The sequence below is a fragment of the Enhygromyxa salina genome (assembly GCF_002994615.1).
In the GTDB taxonomy this organism is placed as follows: domain Bacteria; phylum Myxococcota_A; class Polyangia; order Nannocystales; family Nannocystaceae; genus Plesiocystis; species Plesiocystis salina_A.
Map to the genome: position 1 here is coordinate 1 of NZ_PVNK01000056.1, position 24,372 is coordinate 24,372.

The following is a 24,372-nucleotide window of genomic DNA, read 5'->3' on the forward strand; positions in this document are numbered from 1 at the left end:
AGGCTCTTGGTGCCGCGGCTCCAGGTCGGTCGGGTGGGCTTCGGAGGTGCTTTTCGTACGGCGATACCCCGAACTCGGACCTCCTGTCGCCTTTGTGCGCTCTGCTCTTGGCGGGGGGTGACCCCGCGCCGAAGCGCTGGCCGCTATCCTGCTGGCCGTGCCTGGGAAAGTTGCAGACGGTCGGGGCGGGGAGCTTGGAGTTGTTGATGAGGCTGGGGCGTGCCGTTGGGGGTCCGCGCAGGGCGACAGGAGGTCCGAGTACGGGGCGTCGCCTCTCCATCTGGGGTGCAGAAGGCTCTTGGTGCCGCGGCTCCAGGTCGGTCGGGTGGGCTTCGGAGGTGCTTTTCGTACGGCGATACCCCGAACTCGGACCTCCTGTCGCCTTTGTGCGCTCTGCTCTTGGCGGGGGGTGACCCCGCTTTGGGCCGCGGGGCGGGATCTTGGCGCGGTCAGGAGTCTTCATCTTCATGGCGCTGCTAGCAGCCCGGGGTGCAATGCCTCGCGCCGCCTCGCTTGGCCTCTTCGCCGATGGCTTTGTCGCCAAAACCTTGCAGTACGCCCGGTACAGCGGCGTTTTGGCTTCGCGCCCTCGGCGAAAAATCCGGCGCGAGGCGACACGATGCATTGCACCCCGGGCTGCTAGGCGACCGGTCGCGTCGCGGACGGCGGTCTGAAGGGGCTTTTTCTCGCCGTCAGGCAAGGCCGGAGTGGGGTTCGGGGGGTTGGTCGTCCTCGGTCAATGTTTTGATTGCGTGATTGCGTGATTGCGTGATTGCGTGATTGCGTGATTGTGATCGTGTGGCAGTCGGTGCATCCAGGTCTTTGGTGACGGCGATGGGGCTGGTCTTTCATCGATCTTCTTGGTGACCGCGAGCTCGCGGGGGGCGGTCGGGGCGTTCTTTGCTGGGGCTTTTTCCCCTTGTCCGCGGTGGTTTTCGCGGTTGGTCGCGCGAGGATGTCGAACGTCGCGCTCAATGACTGGTGACAATAATTGACCCGGTCTGCGTCGCTTAAGGCGCCGGTTAAGTGGTGACCTCGCGGTGCGGGGCTTTGTCAATGAGTGTGGCCGGGTTGACGGGGCAATTGTCTGTGCGCTGCTAGGGATATCGGTATGGATGCGCTCAACACCATCGCGCTTCGATCCCTGATGGCGCTCTGTGCCCTGCCCCTCGCTTGCGGAGGCGACGGGGCGAGCGCCGAGTCGAATTGGGGCTCCAGCATCGGCGATCCTCCGAGGGATACCGGTGACAATGATGGAGGCTCGGGCAACGGCGATATGAATGGATCGATGGACGATGGTGGGGGTGGTGATGGTAATGGTGACGGCGATGGTGACGGCGAGCCGGGGCCCGACTGTGCCGACAATCTCGAGTGTCCCGAAGGTCTGTGCGTCGAGGGGATGTGCTGCGCCTTCGAGCTCGTGTGTGGGGGGGGCTGCTGCGCGGAGGGCGAGGTCTGCCTGTTCGACGCGTGCGTTGTTCCCGGTGAGGCGTGCACGACCGCCGACGACTGTGACGAAGACGAGTACTGCGAGCTCGGTCTCGGCGAGCCGAGCCCCGGCCAGGGCCAGCCACCGCCGGGCCTGGTCTGCACCCAGAAGCTGCCGCCGACGGGCAGGTGCGTCGGGGCCCCGGTCGTGTGCACCGGCGAAGCCGACGATCCGCCGGACTGCGTCGAAGCCTGCGAGTACATGCCGACGCCCGGTGAGCTCAACGCCAGCCTCGAGTGGCAGTGGGGCCACAACGCGCCGCTGTTCATCAAGACCGACGTCTGGGCGACGCCGATGGTCGCGCGAATGTACGACGCCAATTGCGACGGCGAGCTCGACGCCAACGACCCGCCCAACATGGTGTTCGTGTCGGGGAGCGCCAACGGCACCTGCTGCTCGTGCAACAACATGAACGCGTGCAGGACCGGGGTCCTCAACCTCCTCGACGGTCGCTCGGGCGAGCGGATCTGGGCCAACGACTCGCCCGAGCCGGACTCGAGCGGCTGGGCGGGGCTCTCGGTCGCCCTCGGTGACGTCGACGGTGATCAGCGCATCGATGTGGTCGCGATGACCGGCGAGGGCAAGATCGCGCTGGTCAACGCCAACGGTGAGGTCACGCGAATCAGTGACCTGCCGGTCGCGGACATCTCGAGCAACTTCGGCTGGGGCGGCGCGATCTCGATCGCAGACATGGATCACGACGGGCACCCGGAGATCGCCTTCGGTCGCAGCCTGTTCTCGACCAAAGATGGGGTCATCAAGCGCGAGTGGGTCGGGACCGAGGGCAAGGGCGGGGGGACCGGGCGCGAGATCAGCCACATGGTCGACGTCGACGGTGACGGCGTGATGGATCTGCTCGCGGGCAACACCGTGTACGACATCAACGGGGACGTCATCTGGAAGCAAGAGGCCGTGCCCGACGGGTTCACGGCGGTCGCCGACTTCGACAAGGGCGGCTCGGCGGAGATCGTGCTGGTCAAGGGGGGCTTGTGGGTGCTCGACGCCAAGACCGGCGCGATCGAGCTCGGCCCGATCGATATCCCCTTCGAGGACACGCGCGGAGGCCCGCCGACGATCGCCGACTTCGACGGCGACGGCTGGCCCGAGATCGGGATCGCGGGCGGCAACGTCTATGTGGTCTACGACAACGACCTCTCGGTGTTGTGGCAGCACCCGACCCAGGACACGTCGAGCGCGGTGACCGGCTCCTCGGTGTTCGACTTCGAGGGCGACGGCCGGGCCGAGGTCGTGTACTCCGACGAGTGCTTCTTGCGCGTGTTTGATGGCATGACCGGGGAGCTGCGCTTTGCGACCCCAAACACGACCTTCACCGCGACCGAGATGTTGGTCGTCGCCGACGTCGACGGCGACGACTCCGCCGAGATCGTGCAGGTGTCCAACAGCGGCAACTGGACCTGCGACCAGCCGCCGTGGACGCTGGGCGACCCGGACACGGGGCTCCCGCCGTGGGAGCCGGTCAGCGACAGCCAGCCCTACTATCGCGGCATCTCGGTCTACGGCGCCGCCGACAGCTCGTGGGTCGGGACCCGGACGATCTGGAACCAGCACGCGTACAGCGTCACCAACGTGTGCAGCTCGGGCGACAGCGCGTGCGACGAGCCCAACGTCTATGGCGCGATCCCGCTGCTCGAGCGGGTCAATTGGCTGCTGCCGTGGCTCAACAACTTCCGCCAGAACGTCCAGGACGCCGGGGTGTACGACGCACCCAACGCGACCGTCGACCTGAACGTCGAGTGCAGTGACCCGATGCGGATCTGGGTCAGCGTGCGCAACATCGGGCTCGCGTCGCTGCCGGCCGGGGTCACCGTCGAGGTCCGGCGCCTCGACACCCAGGCCGTCGTCGGCGAGGTCGTCACGGACCAAGCGCTCTTCCCTGGCCAGATCCAGGGCCTCGAGCTGCAGACGGCGCTCGGGCCAGACCAAACGCTGGAGTTCGTCGGCGAGGTCGTGGTCGACCCGAGCGACCCGACCTTCGTCGAGTGCAAGGACGACGACAACCTGTCCGAGCCGGCCTCGGCGTTTTGTGCGGTCCCGTGAACGAGGCGCTCAGCGCCCTCGCCGAGGCCTCGCGGACCTGCCCGACAGCCGCCGGCCCTCGCACGATTCAGGCCGTCACTCGATGTGGACCGTGGCGCTGACGATCCGTCCGTCGCGGACGCGATAGCGGGCCCGGTGGGTGGCCGGGCGCGCTTCGCTTCCGGCGGGCGCCAGCGTGAGCCCGGAGCTCGCGTCGATCTCGTCGTCGCCGTGGGCCTCGAGCTCGAGCTCGTGCATCGCGACTGCGCGGACCGACAGGCGCGGATCGGCGAACCACGACCGCGGTTGCGGCTGCGGCTGCGGCTGCGGCTGGCCGGGGTCGCTCAGCTCGCGCTCGCTCGGGTCGAGGATCCGCCAGTTCACGGCCTCGGCGAGGAAGGGGGCGGCGGCGCTCGGCTCGTCGCCGTGGGCGGCATAGAAGCCGCGCACGACGTCGATCGGCGCGAGCGCGGCGGTCGTCCGCGGGTGCGGCAGGGGCAGCTCGTCGGCGCGCAGGACCGCGAAGATCTCGGCGAGCTCGTCGACATGGTCGGCGTGAAAGTAGTGGTTGCCTGCGGGCAGCCAGCGCCAGTCGAACCACGCGCGGGTCTCTCGGGCCCACTGCCACAGCTCGTAGATGTTGATCGCCGGATCCCGGGCGCCGCCGATCGCGGTGATCGGGACCGCGAGGGGCCCGCCGTCGACCGGGCGGTAGCTCATCATCATCCGGCTGTCGGCGCGCATGGTCGCCATGGCCATGTCGCGCAGCTCGGGGTCGCGCTCGAACTCCTCGAGACCCTGGAACTCGACGCTGCGCAGGAAGCCGAGCAGGAGCTCGTCGCTCATGTCGTGCAGCGGCGCGCCCGAGCGCTCGACCGTGGCGACCAGCTCATCGAGGTCGTAGCGGGCGGGCGGTCCGAGGGCGGCGACGAACAGGTGCCGCGGCGCATGGCCGGCGGCGGACAGCCGCTTGGCGACCTCGTAGGCGATCAGTGAGCCCGAGCAGTGGCCGTAGAGGGCGAAGCTCGGCCTGTCGTCTCCGGGCTCGGGCCGGCGGCGCGACACCTCGAGGTCCTCGAGGTCCTCGAGGATCGCCTCGGTGAGCCCGGTGACGAGGGCGTCGGCGGTGGCGGGCCAGGGCTCGCCGAGCCGGGTCCCGCGACCGGGAGACTCGACCGCGCGCAGCTCGAGCCACTCGGGCATCTCGTCGACCCAGGGGCGAAAGGCGCCGGCCGAGCCGCCGCCGAAGGGCACGCAGTAGAGCACCACGTCGGCCTGCGGGCGCGGGCGCGGGCACACGAACCACGGGCCGCTGCTGGCTGCGCTCGCGTCGGGCGCGGTCTCGCTGCGATCACGGAGCTTGGCCCGGATCGTGGCGACGAGCGCGTGGATCCCCGGGGCCTGAAGGACATCGAGCAAGGAGACCTCGAGGCCGCGCTCGGCCAGGCGCGCGCGCAGGTGCGAGGCCATCAACGAGTCGAGGCCGAGCTCGCGCAGCGGCACATCCATGGCCAGGTCCGACGACGCGCCGAGCTCGTGGGTCAGGGTCTCGATGACCAGGGCCTCGATCGAGGCTTCCGTGATTGTGGCGCCGCGCTCCTTTGTGACCGTGGCGGCGCTCGAGGCTGGCGTGGCGATCGCCGCGCGGGGATCGGAGAGCGAGAGCTCGGGTCCGTAGGCCCGCCGGGTCCACGGGTAGCTCGAGAGGCTGGTGACGCGGCCGCCCGGCTGCAGCGTCTGCCAACGCGGCTCGAGACCCCGGGCCCAGGTTCGGCCGAGCGCGTCGAGGAAGACCTCGGGCCCGCCGCCGCGCGCCATCGGGCAGCACAGGCTGACCGGAGGCTCGAGCTGGGCCAGCGGCTCTTCGAGGGGGACGGTCAGGACCGGGTGGGGCGACAGCTCGATCACGACGTCACCCGCCGGGCGCAGGACCTCGCTCAGGGCCGGCCACAGGCGCACGGGCTCGCGTAGGTTCGCCCGCCAGTAGCTCGGTCGCGTCGCGTCCTCGAGCCAGTCGAGGGTCACGGTCGAGAGCATCCGGGTCCGCGGGCCGTCGCCTGCTGCGAGGCCGGGCAGCGCGTCTTCGATCGCGTCGGCGAGCATGTCGACGTGGCTGCAGTGCGAGGCGTAGTCGACCTGGATCCTGCGGGTGAACACGCCGTCTCGCTCGAGCTCGGCCATGAGCTCGAGCAGCGGCGCTGGCGATCCGGCGACGACCACGTTGCTCGGGCTGTTGACGACCGCGATCTCCAGGTCCGAAGGGCGCGCGGACAGGCGCTCGCGCAGCGCCGCCTCCGACAGCGCGACCGTGGCCATGGCCCCGGGCGTGTCGAGGCGCTCGGCGACGAGGCGGCTGCGCGTGGTGATGACCCGGGCGGCGTCCTCGAGCCCGAGCAGACCCGCGACGTGGGCGGCCGCGACCTCGCCCATGGAGGTGCCGAGGACCACGTCGGGCTCGACGCCGACGCTGCGCCACAGCGCCGCGAGGGCGACCTGGACCGCGAAGATCGCCGGCTGAACCCGGTCGACGCGGGCGAGCTCGGTCGTTGAGGCCAGCGCGGCCGCCAGGCTCCAACCTGCGACCCTGGCGATCGCCTCGGCGCAGCGCTCGAGGGCGGCGCGAAAGACCTCGGACCCGTCCGCGAGCGCGCGGCCCATGTCGAGCCACTGACCGCCCTGACCCGAGAACAGAAACACGACCCGCGGGGGCGCGGAGGCGGCGAGGGTCGGGTGGGCCTTGGCGAGCGCGCTCGCGAGGCTCGGGCGATCGTGGCCGATCGCGTGGCCGCGCCAGGCCAGGTGGGTGCTGCGGGCGGCGAGGGTGTAGGTCAGGTCGCCGGGCTCGACGCTCGGCTCGTCGACGAGGTCGACGAGCTGCTCGACCCGCTCGAAGAAGGCCTCGCGGCTGGCGGCCGAGATCGCTGCGATCAATTGGGCTTGGCCCGCGTCGGCGGTCGGGCTCGGCGGCTCGGGCGGCGGGCCCAGGACGACGTGGGCGTTGGTCCCGCCAAAGCCGAAGCTGCTGACGGCGGCGTGGTGCGGGGGCCCCCAGGCTGTCTGCTCGCGCGGCAGACGAAAGCGCGTGCCCTCGATCTCGACGTCGGGGTTGAGGCGCTCGAGGTGGAGGTTGGCGGGGATCTCTTTGTGGTGAATCGCGAGCGCGGCCTTGATCAGCCCGGCGACGCCCGCCGCGGCCTCGGTGTGGCCGAGGTTGGTCTTGACGGCCCCGAGGTAGCACGGGCGCGAGGAGGCGCCATAGGTGCTGGACAGGGCCTGAAACTCGATCGGATCGCCGAGCGCGGTCCCGGTCCCGTGGGTCTCGATGAAGCCGACCTCCTCGGGCTCGACCCCGGCGTCGGCGAGCGCGGCCCGGAGGACGCGGGCCTGCGCGAGGGTGTTGGGCGCGGTCAGGCCGTTGCTGCGCCCGTCTTGGTTGACCGCCGAGCCGTGGATCACGGCGTAGACCCGGTCGCGGGCGAGGTCGACCTCGGACAGGCGCGCGAGCACGACCACGCCGCAGCCCTCGCCGCGCACGAAGCCGTCGGCGCGAGAGTCGAAGGCCTTGCAGCGCCCGTCGGCGGCCATCATCCCGAAGCGCGCCAGCGACATGGTCGTGTGGGGCACGAGGTGGGCCTGGACGCCGCCGACGAGGACCCGGTCGCACTCCCGCCGACGCAGGGCCGCGACGCCGAGGTGGACGGCGACCAGCGATGAGGCACAGGCTGCGTCGACGCTGAGGCTCGGGCCGCGAAGATCCCACAGGTAGGACAGGCGGTTGGCGAGGATCGAGTGGCTCGACCCGGTCGCCGCGTAGGCGTCGATGGCCTGGTCACCAAAGGCCAGCAAGGTCCAGTCGAACCCGGACGCGCCGATGAAGACCCCGGTCTCGCTGCCGCGGACGCTCGCGAGGGGCAGGCCGGCGTCGGCGAGGGCGCTCCAGGCGACCTCGAGCAGCAGCCGCTGCTGGGGATCCATCGTCCGGGCCTCGCGCTCCGAGACGCCGAAGAAGCCTGGCTCGAACTCGTAGATGCGATCGAGCATGCCGGCGAAGCGGGCCTCGGCCTGGCCCGCGGGCCAGCGCTGCTCGGGGATCTCGCGGATCACGTCGACGCCCCGGGCGAGGCCGGCCCAGAACTGGCGGGGATCGTCGAGGCCCGCGGGAAAGCGCAGGCCGATGCCCACGATCGCAATGGGCTCGGCCTGCGGCGCCTCGAGCTCGGCGACGCGGGCCTTGAGCGCGTGGATCCTCGACAGCGACTGACGCAGTAACTCGGACTTGTCCATGCTTGGAAGGGGCTCGTTTCTTGCTCAGGGCACGGGCTCGGCGAGCTCGCGCAAGAGCGCGGCCATGACCTCGTCGTCGCTCGCGTGTTCGACCTCGGGGTGCTCGGCCGGGGTCGGGTTCGTGGCGGCTGGCGTCACCAGGATCTTGCCAGGCTCGGACGATTTGGCCGCCGCGGGCGTGACGAGCTCGAGCAGGTGCTCGGCCAGCGCCCCGATCGTGGGGAAGGTGAACAACAAGGTGCTCGGGAGTCGCTCGAGTGGGGGTGGGATCAGAGTCTGGAGCTGGTTGCGCAGCTCCAGGCTCATCAGCGAGTCGAGCCCGAGCTCGGCGAGGGGTTGGTCGTGGCTGATCTGCGCGGCCGCGACACCGAGCACGGTCGCGGCACGCTCGGCGATCCAGCGGGCGAGCTCGCGCTGTCGCTCGCGGGCTCCGTGGGTGTCCGAGAGCAGGGCCTCGAGGGACAGCGAGGGGCTGGTTGCTGGGCCTCCGGCGGCCGCCGACTCGGGCTCGATCAGGGCGAAGCGCGGGGTCCGAGCCATGTCCGGCTGCGCGTCGCGGTAGGCCGGCCAGTCGAGCGGCGTCGCGCTGACGCTCGCGGGCGTGGTCGCGCTCGTCAACAGCCGCGCGAGCAGATCGGTGCCCGCGTCGGGCGTCAGCGAGGGCAGGCCGCGCCGGGCGAGGCGAGCGCCGCGACGCTCGTCGCCGGCGGCGAGGCCGATGTCCCTCCACGCTCCCCACGCGACCGAGAGGGCCGGCAGCCCCTGCCCACGACGCGCGGCCGCGAGGCCGTCGAGGTAGGCGTTGGCGAGGGCGTAGGCGCTCTGGCCCGGCGAGCCGAGCACGCCCGAGAGCGAGGAGAAGAGCACGAAGTGCATCAGCGGCAGCTCGCGGGTGAGCTCGTCGAGGTGCCGCGCGCCGTGGACCTTGGCGGCGATGACCCTGGCGAAGCGCGCGTCGTCGAGGTCGCGGAGCAGGGCGTCGTCGAGCACGCCCGCGCAGTGAATGACGCCCTCGAGCTCATGCTCGTGGGCGCCGACGAGCTCGGCGAGAGCGTCGCGATTGGCGACGTCGCAGGCGGCGAACACGAGCTCGGCCCCGCGCGCTCGCAAGGCGGTGATCGCCGCCTCGCTCGCGGCGCTCGGGGGTCGACGCGCGACCAGGACCAGGCGCCCGACGCCAGCGCCGACCAGCAGCTCGGCGCAGCGCAGGCCGAGCGCGCCGGTGCCTCCGGTGATCAGCCAGGTCCCGCCAAACAAGCCGAGCTCGGCCGAGCCCGCGACCGGCAGCATGATCCGCCCGGCGGCGCCCGGGTCAGCCTCGGGGTCGGACACCTGCAACACCAGCTTGCCCGTGTGCCGGGCGCGGGCCATCTCGCGCAGGGCATCGGCGCCGCGCTCGATCGGCCAGACCCGAGCGGGGAGGGGCTGAAGGCGGCCGGCCTCGACGCGCTTGACGAGCTCGCGCAGCCCGTGGCTGAGGGCCCCCGAGGCGAGCAGCGCGGGCTCGCCGACGTCGATCGCGAAGAAGGCGACGTTCTTGCGAAACACCGCCATGCCCAGGCGTCGGTCGGCGTAGATGTCGGTCCGCCCGATCTCGAGGAAGCGCCCGCCGCTGCGCAGGATCTCGACGCCGAGGCGCAGATCTTCGCCGGGCAGGGTGTTGAGCACGATGTCGACGCCCTCGCCGTCGGTGGCCTCGCGCAGGCCCTCGAACCACTCGTGCGAGCGCGAGCTCCAGGCCTGCCTGCAGCCGAGCTCGACGAGCAAGGCGCGCTTGTCGGGGGTCCCGGCGGTGCCGTAGACCTCGGCGCCGAGGTCGAGGGCGATCTGCAGGGCCGCCTGCCCGACGCCTCCGCTCGCCGAGTGGATCAACAGGCGATCCTTCGGGCCGATCTCGGCGAGGGTCACGAGGGCGTGAAAGGCGGTCAAGAACGCGCCGGGGAGGGTCGCGGCGGCCGTCGCCGACAGGCCCACGGGGCGGCGCGCGAGCAGCGACGCGGGGGTGATCGCGTGGCTGCCAAAGCCCCCGCCGGTCAAGATCGCGATCACGGGATCGCCGACGGACCAGCCGACGACCTCGGGGCCGAGACGCGCGATCCGTCCGCTGCACTCGACCCCGAGCGGGGGCGGGCCATCGACGCCGGGGTAGAGGCCGTGGGCCTTGAGCACGTCGGAGAAGCTGACCCCAGCCGCCTCGATTGCGATCTCGACCTCGCCGCGGCCGGGCTCGCCACGCTCGAGCTCACGCAGCGCGAGGCTGCCGAGGTCGCCCGGTTGGGCGCAGGTGAGCCGGAACGCGCGGCCCTCGGCGTCGGCGATCCGCTGCGGGGGCGCGGGGGGGATCGGCGCGCCGCGCCAGCGCCCCACCCATCGCTCGTTGTCACGCAAGACGAGCTCGCGCTCATCGTCGTCGGCGAGCAGGTGATCGAGCATCGCCTCGATCGAGGCCGAGGGGCGCCCGCGCGGAGCGAGCCCGCGCGGAGCGAGAGCGAGATCGATCAGCGAGAGATCCCACTGCGGGAGCTCGTGGCGCAGCGTCCGGCCCAGGCCCCAGGCCGCGCGCGCGGACGGGTTGATCGGCTCCGACGCGTCGGGATCTCGACCCTCGATCGACCAGGCTCCGCGGGTCACCAGCGCGACCTTGGCGGGCCCCGCTTCGGCGCGGGCGAGGTGTTGCAGCGGCCGCCACAGCTCGTCGAGGGCCTCGGTCCCGAGGTGGATCGAGGTCGCGCCTTCGAGCTCGGCCGGGGTCGGCGGCGTCGAGCCATCGACCCGCGTGATCTCGTCGACGCCGCGCTCGCGCAGGGCCTCGGCGATCGTGCTTGCGAGCTCGTCTTCGCCGCCGCAGATCAGCCAGCGCCCGCTCGGCGCGCGTGCGCCCTCGACGGCCGGGGCGCGGAGCCAGGTGTCTTCGAACAGGCGCAGGTCGTCGGGGCTCGCGGTCTGCGACTCGACCCGCGCGAGCCGGAGGCCCCGCATCGTCGCGACCGTGGCGCCGTCGACGGTGTGGACGACCAGGTCGGCGACGGCGTGGCGGGCCTCGCTCTCGCCCGCTTCGGGCTCGCGCAAGGAGGCGTGAACAAAGGCTCGGCTCGGGGGCGGGCCGTGGACGACCAGGGACTCGACGCCGACGGGCAGCCAGCGGCCGGGGGGGAGCAGCAAGGCGGCGGCGTGCTGGGCCGCGTCGACCCAGGCCGGGTGCAGCGAGCCTTCGCGCGCGACCTCCTCGGTCGCGCGCAGCTCGGCGAGGGCCTCGCCCGCGCCGACGCGGAGCTCGACGATGCCGCGAAAGGCCGGCCCGTAGCGGAGGCCGTCGGCGGCCATCCGCGCGTAGAGGGCTTCACCGGGGACGAGCTCGGGGCAGCGCTCGCGCAGCTTGGCCAGGTCGACGCGCCGGTCGGCCGCGGCTTCGGCTGGGGCGCCCGCGATCAGCCGAGCGCGGGCGTGGCGGATCCACGCGCCGCCCTTCGCCGACAAGATCTCGGCGTCCCAGAGCCCGGGCTCGACCACGCGGCAGACCGCCTGAAGCTCGACCTGCTCATCGTCGGCGAGGGTCAAGGCGGCCTCGATCTCGAGCTCGCGGAGCTCGAGCTCGCCGTCGTGGGCGCCGACGGCCCGCCGCGCCCAGACCGAGTAGGCGGCGCCCGGGACGACGGTCAGCGCACCGACCCGATGGTCGGCGAGCCAAGCTTGCGCGCCGAGCTCGATCGACAGGACCCGAACACCCTCGTTGCCGGCCTCGGCGACGACCCGGCCCTCGCTCGAGCTCCGCGCGGGTCCGGTCGCGGGCCAGTAGCGCTGGCGATCCCACGGGTAGGTCGGGAGCTCGATGAAGCTGCCCTCGGGGTTGAGCGCCGACCAGTCCGGGTCGTGGCCGCGCTCGTAGAGCCGCCCGACCAGCTCGAGCATGCTGCGGCGGTCGCCGAGGTCGTGGCGCAGGCTCGGCAGGCACACGGACCGGGTCTCGCCTCGGCTGTCCTGGGCCTCGCACCACTGCTTGACGCCGTAGCCGAGGACCGGGTGCGGGCCGATCTCCACGAAGGTCACGGGCCCGCGCGAGAGCAGCTCGAGCACGACCTCGTCGAAGCGCACGGGCGCGCGGAGGTTGTCGCTCCAGTAGCTTGGATCGAGCTCGGCCCCGGTCACCGCGCGGGCGCGGACGGTCGAGTACATGGTGGTCGTCGCGGGCTGGGGGCGGAGGCCGCTGAGCGCCGCCTGCAGCGGCTCGACCAGGACGTCCATGCCCGGGCTGTGCGAGGCGTAGCCAATCGCGACCCGACGGAAGAAGCGCCCGCGCGCTCGGATCCGGCTGCCAAAGCGATCGAGGGCCTCGGGGGCGCCCGCGAGCAAGACCGTCTGCGGGCCGTTGACCGCGGCGATGTGGAGCTCGTCGTCGAGCTCGGCCTCGGCCTCGGCGCGCGAGAGCTCCACGACCGCCATGCCTCCGGCCGGCGCCTGCTCGGCGACGAGGCGACTGCGGCTCTCGATCACCCGGCCGGCGTCAGCGAGGCCGAGCGCGCCGGAGGTCACCGCTGCCGCGACTTCGCCGATTGAGTGGCCAAGGACCGCGTCGGGTCGCAGCCCCCAGCCCTCGAGCAGACGGGCGAGGGCGATCTGGATCGCGCACAGTAGCGGTTGGACGACCTCGGCCCGATCGAGGCGCGAGTTGGCCTCCGGCGCGTTGAGCTCGTCGCGGAGCGACCACCCAAGGGTGGGCTCGAAGGCGTCGGCGATCGCGTCGAAGGCAGCTCGAAAGCTCGGCGCTTCGGCATGGAGCTCCCGGGCCATGCCGAGCGCGTGTGAGCCCTGCCCGGAGAACACGAAGACCAGACGGGAGCGACGCCCAACCTTGATGGTCTGCGCGTCGCGCAGGAGCCCGGGGAGCTCGTCGAGCTCGCCGACTACCGCAGTCCGCAACCTGTGATGATCGCGGTGGGACCCAAGGGTCGCGACGATATCGCTGAGCTCGGTCGGGGTGGAGGCGGCGACGCGATCGGCGAGGGCCCGCGCCCAGGCCGTCGACGCGGCCGGTGAGCGGGCGGAGACCGGGATCAACCAGGGCCGCGGGCTGACGCGAGCTGGCGCGGCGGTGACCCTTTTTGCCGGGGCTGAGCTCGGGGGTGCTTGCTCGAGGACGATGTGGACGTTGGTGCCGCTGAAGCCGAACGAGCTCACGCCCGCGAGCCGTCGCCCCGCCCTCGGCTCCCACGCGACCGCGCGCCTGGGGATCTCGGCGCGCAGCGGCGCGAGGTCGATGTCGGGGTTGAGGGTGTCGAGGTTGAGGTGGGGGGGCACGACGCCGTGGCGAAGCGCGAGCACGACCTTGAGGACCCCGGTGATCCCCGCGGCGGCCTCGAGGTGGCCGAGGTTGGTCTTGTGCGAGCCGAGCCACAGGCGCTCGGCCCGACCGCCGAAGACCTCCGTCAACGCCCGGACCTCGATCGGATCCCCGAGGGGCGTCCCGGTCCCGTGGGCCTCGATCATCGAGACCTCGTTGGGCTCGACGCGGGCGCGCTCGAGGGCCGCGCGGATCACCGCGGCCTGCGAGGCGGGGTTGGGGACCGTCAGGCCGCTGGCGTGGCCGTCGTGGAGCACCGCCGAGCCCCGGATCAGGGCCAGGATCCGATCCCCGGCGCGCTCGGCCTCGGACAGGCGCCGCAGCGCGAGGACCACGCAGCCCTCGCCGCGGACGTAGCCGTCGGCGGCGACATCAAAGGTCCGACAGCGGCCGCTCGGCGACATCGCGCGGTTGCGGCTGAGGAACACGCCGAGCTCGGGCGCGAGCATCACGTTCACGCCGCCGACGAGGGCGCGCTCGCACTCGCCGAGGCGCAGCGAGGTCGCCGCGAGGTGGAGGGCCACGAGCGACGAGGAGCACGCGGTGTCAATCGCCATGCTCGGCCCCTCGAGGCCCCAGGTGTGCGACAGCCGGCCGGCGGCGACGGAGGTGTCGGTGCCGGTGAAGTCGTAGGCGCCGATGTCCTCGGCCGGCCCGCCGTGGAATTTGAGCTGGCCGAAGTCCTCGGTGCCAATGCCGACGAACACCCCGGTTCGTGAACCGCGCAAACTCATTGCCGGCCAGCCGGATTGTTCGAGGGCCTCATGAGCGACCTCGAGCAGCAGCCGTTGCTGGGGATCCATGCGTTCGGCTTCGCGGGGCGAGATCCCGAAGAAGGCCGGGTCGAACTGGGTGAGGTCGTCGAGGAATCCGCCGGCCGCCGAGACCATCCGCCCGAGGCGGTCGGGGTCGGGGTCGGTCCAGGCCTCGGCGTCCCAGCGATCGGCGGGCACGGTCGAGATCGCGTCGGCGCCGGCCTCGAGCAGGCTCCAGAAGGCGTCGGGCGAGTCGGCGCCGGGCAGACGGCACGCGACCCCGACGATCGCAATCGCCTCGTCGGGGGCCGGGTGTTGGCGCGGGCGCGGGCGCGCGTCTTCGGCGCGAAGGTCTTCGGCGGTGGCGGTGGCGCTGGCGACGAGGGGCGCCGGGGCTGCGGCGGGCTCGCCGAGCACGACCTGAGCGAGGGCCGCGCGCGCGAGGGCCGACACGCTCGGGTGCTCGAACACCAAGGTGTTGGGCAGCGAGACCCCGAGCGCCGCGCTGACGCTCCCGAGCAAGGAGATCGCCAGGAGCGAGTCCATGCCGAGGGAGAACAGGCCCTCGTCGCGGGGCAGCTCGTCCTCGATCATCAGGGCCGCCCTGGCCTCGCGCTCGATCCAGTCTGCGAGGGCGTCCTCGCGCTCGGTCGCGGACAGCTGCTCGAGCTCCGCGAGCAGCGCGGTCGAAGGCGCGGACAGCTCGGGCGAGCGCGGCGTGGCCTCGCCGTGGTCGGGGTCCCACTGCGTGGTCTCGACGAGCAGCAGCTCGCGCTCGTCACGATCGAACATCACGATCTTGGTGTGGGTCACGACCAGCGCGGCGACCGGGGCCTGGGTTGCGCGGCCCTGGAGTCGGCCCCAGCCGCCCAGGACGCGCGGCTCACCGTGGATCAGCGAGGCCAGGCTTCGGGCGAGCTCGAAGGCGCGCAGCGTCGACACGCCGTCGAGGTGGAGGCGCCAGCTCGCCTGGCCGCGGTCGCTCGCGAGGACATCGGGGCCGAGCGAGCGGTCGAGGTGGGCGAGCTCGGCCTCGAGCACGGACCGGGGGCACGGCTCCCAGGCCACGTCGCTCGACCACGGGTCGAGGGCCGTCGCAACGCCGACGTTGGCGTTGAGCAGCTCGCGCCAGCCCTGGCCGTCGTCGGCCCAGACCTCGACGCCCGCGCGCGTGCGGCTCACGTGGACCCGGCGGATCGCTTCGGAGCTCGCGGCCATCAACGCGTTGAGGACCGGCGCGTCGACGAGCGCGAGCAAGAGGGGGATCAGGGCGCCGGCGTCGAGCTGATCGCCCGCGACCGGCCTCGCCTCCCAGGTCGGGCGCGGCTGATCGAGGCGGACGAGCTCGGTCCAGCCCGTCGGCGCGACCAGGATCGTGCCCGCGGGTCCGCGCGGGACCTGCGGGGCGTCGGGGAGGCGATGGCGTTGGCGCTGCCAGGGGTAGGCGGGCAGCGAGCTGACGTTGGCTCGCGGGACCAGGCGCTCGAGCTCGAGCGCCACGCCGAGGGCGTGGAGGCGCCCGGCGGCCTCGGCCAGCTCGACGCGCCCGTTGCCGTCGCGGCGCAAGGTCGGGATGGTCGCGCTCCGAGCCTCGTCGGGGCCCGCGCCGCGCTCGCCGAGGACCTGCGCGATCGGGATCTGCAGGGCCGGGTGCGGGCCGAGCTCGACGAAGACCGCGTCCATGTCGTCGGCGATCGCCCCGATCGCGGCGGCGAAGCGGACCGGCTCGCACATGTTCGAGACCCAGTAGTCGAGGTCGAGGGGCGCGTGGCGACGCCCGCCGTCGACGGTCGAGTAGAAGGGCACCTCGGCGGGGGTGGTCTCGACGCTGCCGGCGAATTCTTTGAGGCGAAAGCTCGCCGGAATGACCGCGGGGCTGTGGAAGGCGTAGTCGGTCGACACCCACCGGGCGAAGCGGCCGCGGGCGCTGAACCCGGCCCGGATCCGCTCGAGCGCCGCCGAGGGTCCGGCGAGGACGCAGGCCGCGGGGCCGTTGATCGCGGCCACGCTCACATCGCTCTCGCCGAGCGCCGCGACCTCGTCGGGGCCGATTGCGACGGCGAGCATCGCCCCGCTGCCGCGCAGCTCGGCCATCACCGTCGCGCGCATGGCCACGATGTGGCAGGCCTCGAACAGCGGCAACGCGCCGCAGGCCCACGCGGCCGCGATCTCGCCCACGCTGTGACCGACGACCGCCGCGGGCCGAACCCCGAGAGACGCGAACCATGTCACGAGGCCGACCTCGAGGGCGAAGAGCGCGGGCTGGGCGAGCTCGGTCGCGTCGAGCTCGGCGTCTTGCAGGGCGTCGAGGACCGAGGGGCCGCCGAGGCTCTGGATGAGGCCGTCGATGTCTTCGATGATCCGCCGAACCTCGACCGAGGACTCGAGCAGGGCGCGGCCCATGCCCCGGTAGACGCCGCTTTGCCCGGCGAACACGAAGACCAGCGCGGGCGCCGAGCGACGCGCGTGGATCGTTGGGGCCGCGCGGAGACGCTCGGCGAGCTCGCTGGCGTCGTCGCCCGCGGCGGCGAGGCGCCAGGCCTGCTGCCCGCGGCGGTGGGCGGCCGTGTAGCACAGGTCCGCGAGCGGCGGGTGCTCGCCAGCGAGGAGCGCGATCCAGCGCTCGCGCAATTGGTCGAGCGCGTTGGGGTCGCGGGCGGACAGGGTCAGGAGCGAGGGGACCAACGGGGGCTCGTGGTCCTCGACCGAGAGGCCGCGCTCGAGGATCACGTGGACGTTGGTCCCGCTGAACCCGAACGAGCTCACCCCCGCGAACTGGCTGTGGAGGTCGGTCGCGTGCAGCGGCACGCGCAGCGGCGAGGTGTCCCAGGGGACCATGGGGTTGCCGCGATCGAAGTGGATCTGCGGCGGGATCATGCGCTGCTCGAGCGCGAGCACGGTCTTGATGAAGCCGGCCACGCCCGAGGCCGACTCGAGGTGGCCGAGGTTGGCCTTGAGCGAGCCGATCCACAGCGGGGTGTCGTCGGCGAGGCGCATGGCCTTGGCGAGGGACTCGAGCTCGATCGGGTCGCCGAGCGAGGTCCCGGTCCCGTGGGCTTCGACGTAGCCGACCTCCTCGGGCTGGACGCCGGCCTCGGTGATCGCCGCGCGCAGGAGCGCCCGCTGGGCGAGGCCGTTGGGCACCGTCAGCCCGCTGGTTCGGCCGTCGTGGTTGAGCGCCGAGCCGCGGATGATCGCGCGGATCCGATCTCCGGCCAGCATCGCGTCGCTGAGCCGCTTGAGCACGACCATCCCGCAGCCCTCGCCGATCGCGATGCCGTCGGCGCCGACGTCGAAGGGGCGACAGCGGCCGGTCGGAGACAGCATCCGGTTCTTGCTCCGCTCGACCAGGGTCAGCGGCGAGAGCAGGGCGTTGACGCCCCCGGCGATCGCGAGGTCGCACTCGCCCGCGCGGAGGCTGCGGACCGCGAGGTGGATCGCCGTCATCGACGACGAGCACGCGGTGTCGACGGTCAGCGAGGGCCCGTGGACGCCGAGGAAGTGGCTCAGGCGGCCCGAGAGCACCGAGCTGCGGGTCCCGCTGGCGGTGAAGCCGTCGACCCAGTCGGCCTCGGCCCGGCCGAGCAGCTTCGCGCCGTGATCGTAGTTGAGCGCGCCGACGAACACCCCGGCGGCGGTCTCTTCGAGGCTCGAGATCGCGACGCCGCTGTCTTCGAGGGCGCTGACGCTGACCTCGAGCAGCAGGCCCTGCTGCGGATCCATGGTCTGGGCCTCGCGCGGCGAGATCCGGAAGTAGCCCAGGTCAAAGGCGTCGACCTCGTCGATCAGCCCCGCCTCGCGGGTGTAGGTCCGGCCCGGGGCGTCGGGGTCGGGGTCGTACCAGGGCTCGATGTCGAAGCGCGAGCTCGGGATCGGGCCGACGGCGTCGGTGCTCGCGAGCAGCATCGACCACAGGTCCGCGACCGAGTCGGCGCCGGGGAAGCGGCAGGCCATGCCGACCACGGCGATCGCCGCGTGATCGCTGGCGACGATCTCACGGGGCACGCGCTGGTCCGACGCGAGGCCGAGGAGCTCGCCGAGGTGACGGACGAGGCGCGGGAGGGTCGGGTAGTTGAAGGCGATCGTCGCCGACAGGTTGAGGTCGAGGCGCTGCTCGAGCCGACCCTTGAGGGTCACCGCCATCAGCGAGTCCATGCCCTGCTCGGCGAAGCCCACGTCGTGGACGAGGCCGTGGACGAGGCCGAGGATCTCGCGGATCTCGGTCTCGACGATCCGCTCGAGCGCGGCGAGGTTCTCGATCACCTCGCGCTCACGGGGGGCGCTCGGGGCCGGGACGATCTTGGTGACCAGCTCCTCGACCAGCGGCGGCGTCCAGGTCAGCGAGCGCGAGAATTGATCCCAGTCGACCGGGACCAGGACGAGGTGGGGCGCGTCCATCGTCCAGGCCGACGCGAACCACTCGATGCCCTCGCCGACGTCGAGGGGCCGCACGCCCGAGCGACGAAAGCGTTCGCGGTCCTGCTCGCGCAGGCGCTGCGATTGGTTGGTCCAGATGCCCCAGCTCTGGCTCTGGGCGGGCAGGCCCGCGGCGTGGCGCTGCTCGGCCAGGGTGTCGAGGAAGGCGTTGGCCGCAGCGTAGGCGCCCTGCCCGGGGTTGCCGAGGACCGAGGCCATCGACGAGAGCAGCACGAAGCGCTCGATCGCGTGGTCGCGACACAGCTCGTGGAGCAGCAGCGCGCCCCGGACCTTCGGGGCCATGACCTCGGCGATCTGCTCGCTCGTCAAGGTTGCGAGCGGGGCGTCTCGGAGGGCCATCGCCCCGTGGATGACCCCGGTCAGCGCGGGCAAGGACGCGAGCAGGGCCTCGAGCGCGGCGCGATCTGTGACGTCGCAGCGGACGAAGCGGATCGCCTCGCCGAGCTCCTCGAACTGCTCGCGGGCCGCCGGCGAGGGCTCGCTGCGACTGGCGAGGATGACCTGCTGTGCGCCGCCCTCCTCGATCAACCACCGCGCGAGCTGCCGCCCGACGAAGCCGGCGCCTCCGGTGATGAGCACCCGCCCGCCGGACCAGCTGGCTTCGCGGGTCTCGCGGGTTGGGACCAGGCGGCGGATGAGGCGGCGGCCGCCGACGATCGCGACCTGGTCCTCGTGATCCTCGACGAGGATCGCGTCGGACAGCAGCGCGATCGATTCGTCTTTGGCGAGATCGATCACGCGGTGGCGGAGCTCGGGGTGCTCGCGCTGGAGCACGCGGGCGAGCCCCCACAGGGCCGCGAGCGCGGGGGAGCCCGGGTGCCCCTCGATCGCCTGGGCGCCGCAGGTGATCCAGGTCGAGGTCGCGCCCGCGTCGACGACCATGCGCAGCTCGTCGACGGCCGCGCGCGTGAGCGCGACCGCGGCCTCGTCGCCCGGGCCTTCGGGCGTGGTCCACAGCGCGATCACGTGGACGCGGGGGCCCGTGTCTGCGGCGCTCGAGAGCGCCTGGGCGAGGTCCGTGCGCAGGACCAGATCGACCTCGGCGCCAGCCTCGTCGAGGAGCTCGCGCAGCTCCTCGCCGAGGGGCGTGATCGCGTCGACCACGACCACGCAGCGATCCGAGCCCGCGACCATGTCGATCGGCGGCAAGGGCCGCCAGATCAGACGCAGCGCGCCGACCGGTGCGCTGCCCTCGAGGTCGTCTCGCTCGACCGGCAGCAGCGAGACGTCGTTGATCTGAGCCAGGAGGCCCCCGTCGCTCCGGTCCCAGAGGGTCAGATCGCCGCTCAGCGGCCCGCGGGGGCGCGAGGCGAGCACGCGGACGCGCTTCGCCTGGGTCCGAAACAGGCGCAGGTTGGCCGTGAACAAGGCGTTGGCCTGGTCGGTCGGCGCGTCGATCAGCAGGGTCTGGAGCGCGGCGTCGAGCAAGGCCGGGTGGACGCCGCGCTCTAGACCCTGCGGATCGACGGTCTCGGGCAGCGCGAGGTCGGCGATGATCGTGTCGTCGTCGCGGATCAGCCGCTCGATGCCGCGGAAGGTCGGGCCGTAGTTGTTGCCGGCCGCAGCCCAGGCGGCGTAGGGCGGCGGCTCGGCGCTCGCCTCGTCGAGCGCAGGCATCTCGCCGGCCGGGAACTCGACGTTGAGCACGAGCCGCGCCCGCGCGTGGCGGACCCAGGCCTCAGCCTTGGCGGCGAACAGCTCGACGACGTAGTCCTCGCCGTCGCGCTGGGCCGAGATCTGGACCTCGCGCGCGCTCCGGTCGAGGACCAGCGGGGCCTCGAGGACCGCGCCGTCGACCTCCCAGGTCCCGGGCACGCGGGCGATGACCTGGCGCATCCACGCGATCATTGCGATCCCGGGCACGGCGATCTCGCCGTGAACTCGGTGGTCGGCGAGCCATGGCTGGCGGCGCAGATCGAGCTCGAGCGCGAGGACCCAGCCGCCCTTGGCGGTCGGTCGGGGGCCGGACGATCGCGCGGGTGAAGCGGGCGGCGGCCAGAAGCGCTCACGGTTGAACACCGAGGTCGGGAGCGGCGCGATCTTGCCCGGCGACATCAGCGAGCGCGCGTCGAAGGCCACGCCCGCGACGAACAGCGCGGCCAGCGAGTCGAGGAGCGCGTCGACCTCGTTGTGGTTGCGGCGTAGGCTCGCGACCGCGGTGCCGGGGGGGACCGGAGCCCCGGACGGCTCGGCGTCCGCGAGCGCGCGCTCGATCACCCCCGTGAGCAGGGGGTGGGGCGAGACCTCGATGAAGGTCCGGGCGCCCGCGTCGATCGCCCGCCGCAGCGCGCGATCGAAGCGTACGGGCCGCCTGAGGTTCTCGATCCAGTACGAGCCGTCGAGCTCTTCGCCCGCGAACTCGCGGTCGAACACGGTCGAGACGATCGGCACCTTCGCGCTGACCGGCGCGAGCTCGCGAAACTCGAAGTGGAGAAAGCCGCGCAGCGCGTCGACTTGCGGGCTGTGCGAGGCGATGTCGACGTCGACCATCCGCGCGAAGATGTCGCGCTCGCGCAGCTGCTCGACCCACGCGGCCACGGCCTCGGGCGCGCCCGCGACCACGCTGCTCTCGCCGTCGTTGACGACCGCGAGGCTGAGCTCGTCGGGCAGCAGCTCCATCAGCGCTTCGAGCCCGAGCCCGATCGCCGCCATCGCCCCGCGCCCGGCGATCCGCAGGAGCAGGCGGCTGCGGCGGGCGACCACGCGGGCGCCGTCGGCCAGCGACAGCGCCCCCGCGACGCAGGCCGCCGCGATCTCACCTTGGGAGTGGCCGATGACCAGGTCGGGCTCGATCCCCCACGAGCGCCACAGGGCAGCCAGCGAGACCATCACCGCCCACAGCGCGGGCTGAACGACCTCGATGCGCTCGAGCGAGGGCGCGCCCGGGGCCCCGCGCAGGATCTCGCGGACCGACCAGCCCGTCTCCGGGCGCAGGGCAGCGTCGCACGCGTCGAGGGCCTCGGCGAAGGCCGGCGCGCGCTCGAGCAAGACCCGGCCCATGCCGATCCACTGCCCGCCCTGGCCGGGGAACACGAACGCGATCTTGCCGCTGTCGTGGACCTGGCCGCGGTGGACCACGGGCGTGGCCGAAGCCGCCGCGCCTCGGCTGCCCTCGATCTGCGCGAGCCCTCGGGCCAGGCTCTCGCGGTCCTCGACGACGACCGCGGCCCGGTGTCGGTGGTGCGGTCGGTGGTGGAGCAGGGTCCAGCCGAGGTCTGCGAGGGGGACCTCCGGGTTGCGGGCGAGGTGCTCGCGCAGCTCCAGCGCCGCCTGGTCGAGGGCCTCGGCGCTCGTCGCCGTGACCGGCACGAGCGTCGCGCCGCGGGGGGCGACTGGCTGGACGAGGCCGCGGCCGCGGAGGGTGTCGAGCAGGGCGTGGAGATCTTCGTACTCGTCTTGCTCACGGTGCACGCAAGCGAGCGCTTCGACCGGGCCATCCATCGTCTCGCGGATGGCCGCGCCGAGGACCGGGTGTGGGCCGATCTCGATGAACACCGGGGGGGCGCCCCGGCCGAGCTCTCGCAGACCATTGAGCAAGTCGAAGGGCTGACGGAGGTTCCTCGCCCAGTAGCTGGCCCCTGCAGACTCCGCGGGTGCCCATCCGTCGTTCGTCGTCGACCACCAGGCGACCGTACCCGCGCGCGGGGTGATGGTCGCGAGCGCAGCCTCGAGCTCGCCGAGGATTGGTTCGACGTGGGCAGAGTGCGAGGCGTAGCCGACCCGACCCCGTGCACAGCGAACCCCCTCGGCCTCCCATCCTCGTTGCGCGGCCTCGAGCGAGCTCGGATCGCCGGCCACGAGGGTGCGGCTTGGAGCGATCTTTCCGGCGATCGACAAGCCGGGGGGGAGTTCACCGAGCTTGTCGAGCCCGAGTCGCACGACCATGACCGCGCCCGCGCCAGCGAGGTGCGCGGCCGCGAGTCGGGCCCGAGCAGCGATGACCGCCGCGGCGTCTTCGAGCGAGAGGTGACCTGCGATGTGGGCTGCTGCGACCTCGCCAATGCTCTGGCCGATCACGGCGTCGGGGTGGACTCCGTGGGCCGCGAGCGTGCGCGACAAGGCGACCTGGATGGTGAACAGCAGCGGCTGGATGACGTCGGGCGAATCTTGCGGTTCGCGGCTACACAGGTGCTGGAGCGTCGACCAGCCGATCAGCGGGCGCAACGCGGCATCACAGGATTCGACCGCCGCGCGGAACTTTGGCTCTCGGTGGAGCAGAGCTTGACCCATTCCCAACCATTGGCCGCCGTGGCCGGAGAACACGAACACGAGCTCGGACTTCTCCGCGCTGGGCTGCGCGCGACGTCCCTCGTGTTCGTCCGAGGTTGGTGATGAGGCTGCTCGAAGCGCCCCCGGGGCAGACTCCAGCGCGAGGTGGGCGTTGGTCCCACCAAAACCGAACGAGCTGACCCCCGCCAGACGGGCCCGCTCGCGTTGGGGCCACGCGCGGGGCTGAGTCGGGACCTGGAGGCGGAGCCGGTCGAAGTCAATGTGGGGGTTGGGGGTCTCGAAGTGGAGGTTGGGCGGGATGACCCCGTGGTGCAGCGCCAGGGTCGTCTTGATCAGCCCGGCCATCCCGGCGGCGGCCTCGAGGTGGCCGAGGTTGGTCTTGACCGAGCCGATGAGGAGCGGATCCCCCTCTTCGCGATCGGGACCAAAGACCGCGCCGACCGACTCGGCCTCGATCGGATCCCCGAGGTAGGTCCCCGGTCCATGCGTCTCGACGAAGTCGACCTCCGCAGGCGGGATACCGGCGACGGCCCAGGCCCGGGCGAGCACGGCCTCCTGGGCGTCGCCCGAGGGCGCCGTGAGCCCGTTGGAGTAGCCGTCGTTGTTGATCGCGCTCCCGCGGATCAGCGCATAGATCGGGGCTCCGCGCTCCAGCGCGAGCGAGAGCGGCTCGAGCATCACGACCCCGACGCCCTCGCCGCGGACGTAGCCGTTGGCGCGGGCGTCGAAGGCCTTGCAGCGGCCGTCGGGGGCCATGGCCCCGAACTTGCTCATTGCGACCGAGCTCAGCGGCGAGAGCATGAGGTTGACGGCGCCCGCCAAGGCCCGCGTGCACTCGCCGCGCTGCAAGCTCTGCACGGCGAGGTGGATCGCTACCAGCGATGACGAGCACGCGGTGTTCACCGTCAGGCTCGGCCCGCGCACACCCAGGAGATAGGACAGCCGCCCCGCGATGATCCCGGGGTCGTGCCCGGTCGCGCTGTGTTGTTGGATCCGGGTGGGATCGTCGCCGACCACCCGATCCCAGTCGTTCCACATCGCGCCCGCGAACACGGCCGTCGCGCTGTCGACGAGCGAGCGCGGGATCACCCCACCGCTCTCCAGGGCCTCCCACGCGACCTCGAGGAAGATCCGCTGCTGCGGATCCATCTCGCGGGTCTCGCGGGGCGAAATACCGAAGAAGGCTGGGTCGAAGCGATCGACCTGGTCGAGGAAGCCTCCCCAGCGCGTCGCCGACTTCCCGGCCGCCGCCGGATCGCTGTTATACCAGCGCTCGGAGTCCCAGCGGTCGATGGGGACCTCGGTGACCGCGTCGACGCCGTCATGGAGCAGCCGCCAAAACGCCTCGGGTGAGTTCGCGCCCGGGAACCGACAGCCGAGACCAACAATTGCGACGGGTTCGTCGGCGACGACGCTCAGATCTGCTGGATGCGTGGCTTGCGTGGCCCCACCCTCGAGGTAGTTGGCGAGGGCTTTGACGGTCGGGTAGCGCCACGGGACCGTCGTCGAGAGCGAGCGACCGACGTGGGCTTCGAGCTTGGCGAGCAAGGCCAGGGCGAGCACCGAGTCCAGGCCTTGATCCCGCAGCCTGCGGTCCGGGGCGATACGCTCGGGCGCGACGTCCATCAGCTCTGCAACCTGGTCGAGGATCCACCGCTGGAGGGCGCTCGGACGGTTGACAGACGAGTTGGTCATGAAAGCTTCCGCGCAGGTCCAAGGAGCCGAGCAGGGCACGAGCCGAGAGGATCGTCGCCCGGGGACCCTGCCTCACATTGTACGAGCGTCAAACGGTGACTCGGCTC

3 protein-coding genes are annotated in these 24,372 nt (G+C 72.3%); 1 reads left to right on the forward strand and 2 read right to left on the reverse strand.

Going from position 1 to position 24,372, the window contains the following annotated elements; translation table 11 throughout:
- Positions 1–1,288 precede the first annotated feature (1,288 nt).
- Positions 1,289–3,547: an FG-GAP repeat domain-containing protein gene (locus tag ENSA5_RS05165; protein ID WP_106390433.1), complete on the forward strand. Its 2,259-nt coding sequence runs from the start codon at positions 1,289–1,291 to the stop codon at positions 3,545–3,547.
- 75 nt (positions 3,548–3,622) lie between these two features.
- Here ENSA5_RS05165 and ENSA5_RS05170 read toward each other — a convergent pair whose 3' ends face one another.
- Positions 3,623–7,810 carry a type I polyketide synthase gene (locus ENSA5_RS05170; protein WP_106390434.1) on the reverse strand — a complete coding sequence of 1,396 codons (4,188 nt, stop codon included), beginning with the start codon at positions 7,808–7,810 and terminating at the stop codon, positions 3,623–3,625.
- Between the two features lie 24 nt (positions 7,811–7,834).
- The gene (locus ENSA5_RS05175) at positions 7,835–24,265 is read right to left on the reverse strand and encodes a type I polyketide synthase (RefSeq protein WP_106390435.1); all 16,431 of its coding nucleotides are present in this window, start codon (positions 24,263–24,265) and stop codon (positions 7,835–7,837) included.
- Positions 24,266–24,372 lie beyond the last annotated feature (107 nt).

Coding starts and splice junctions, on each gene's coding strand:
- ENSA5_RS05165 (WP_106390433.1), top strand. CDS start 1,289: ATGGACGATGGTGGGGGTGGTGATGGTAATGGTGACGGCGATGGTGAC.
- ENSA5_RS05170 (WP_106390434.1), bottom strand. CDS start 7,810: ATGGACAAGTCCGAGTTACTGCGTCAGTCGCTGTCGAGGATCCACGCG.
- ENSA5_RS05175 (WP_106390435.1), bottom strand. CDS start 24,265: ATGACCAACTCGTCTGTCAACCGTCCGAGCGCCCTCCAGCGGTGGATC.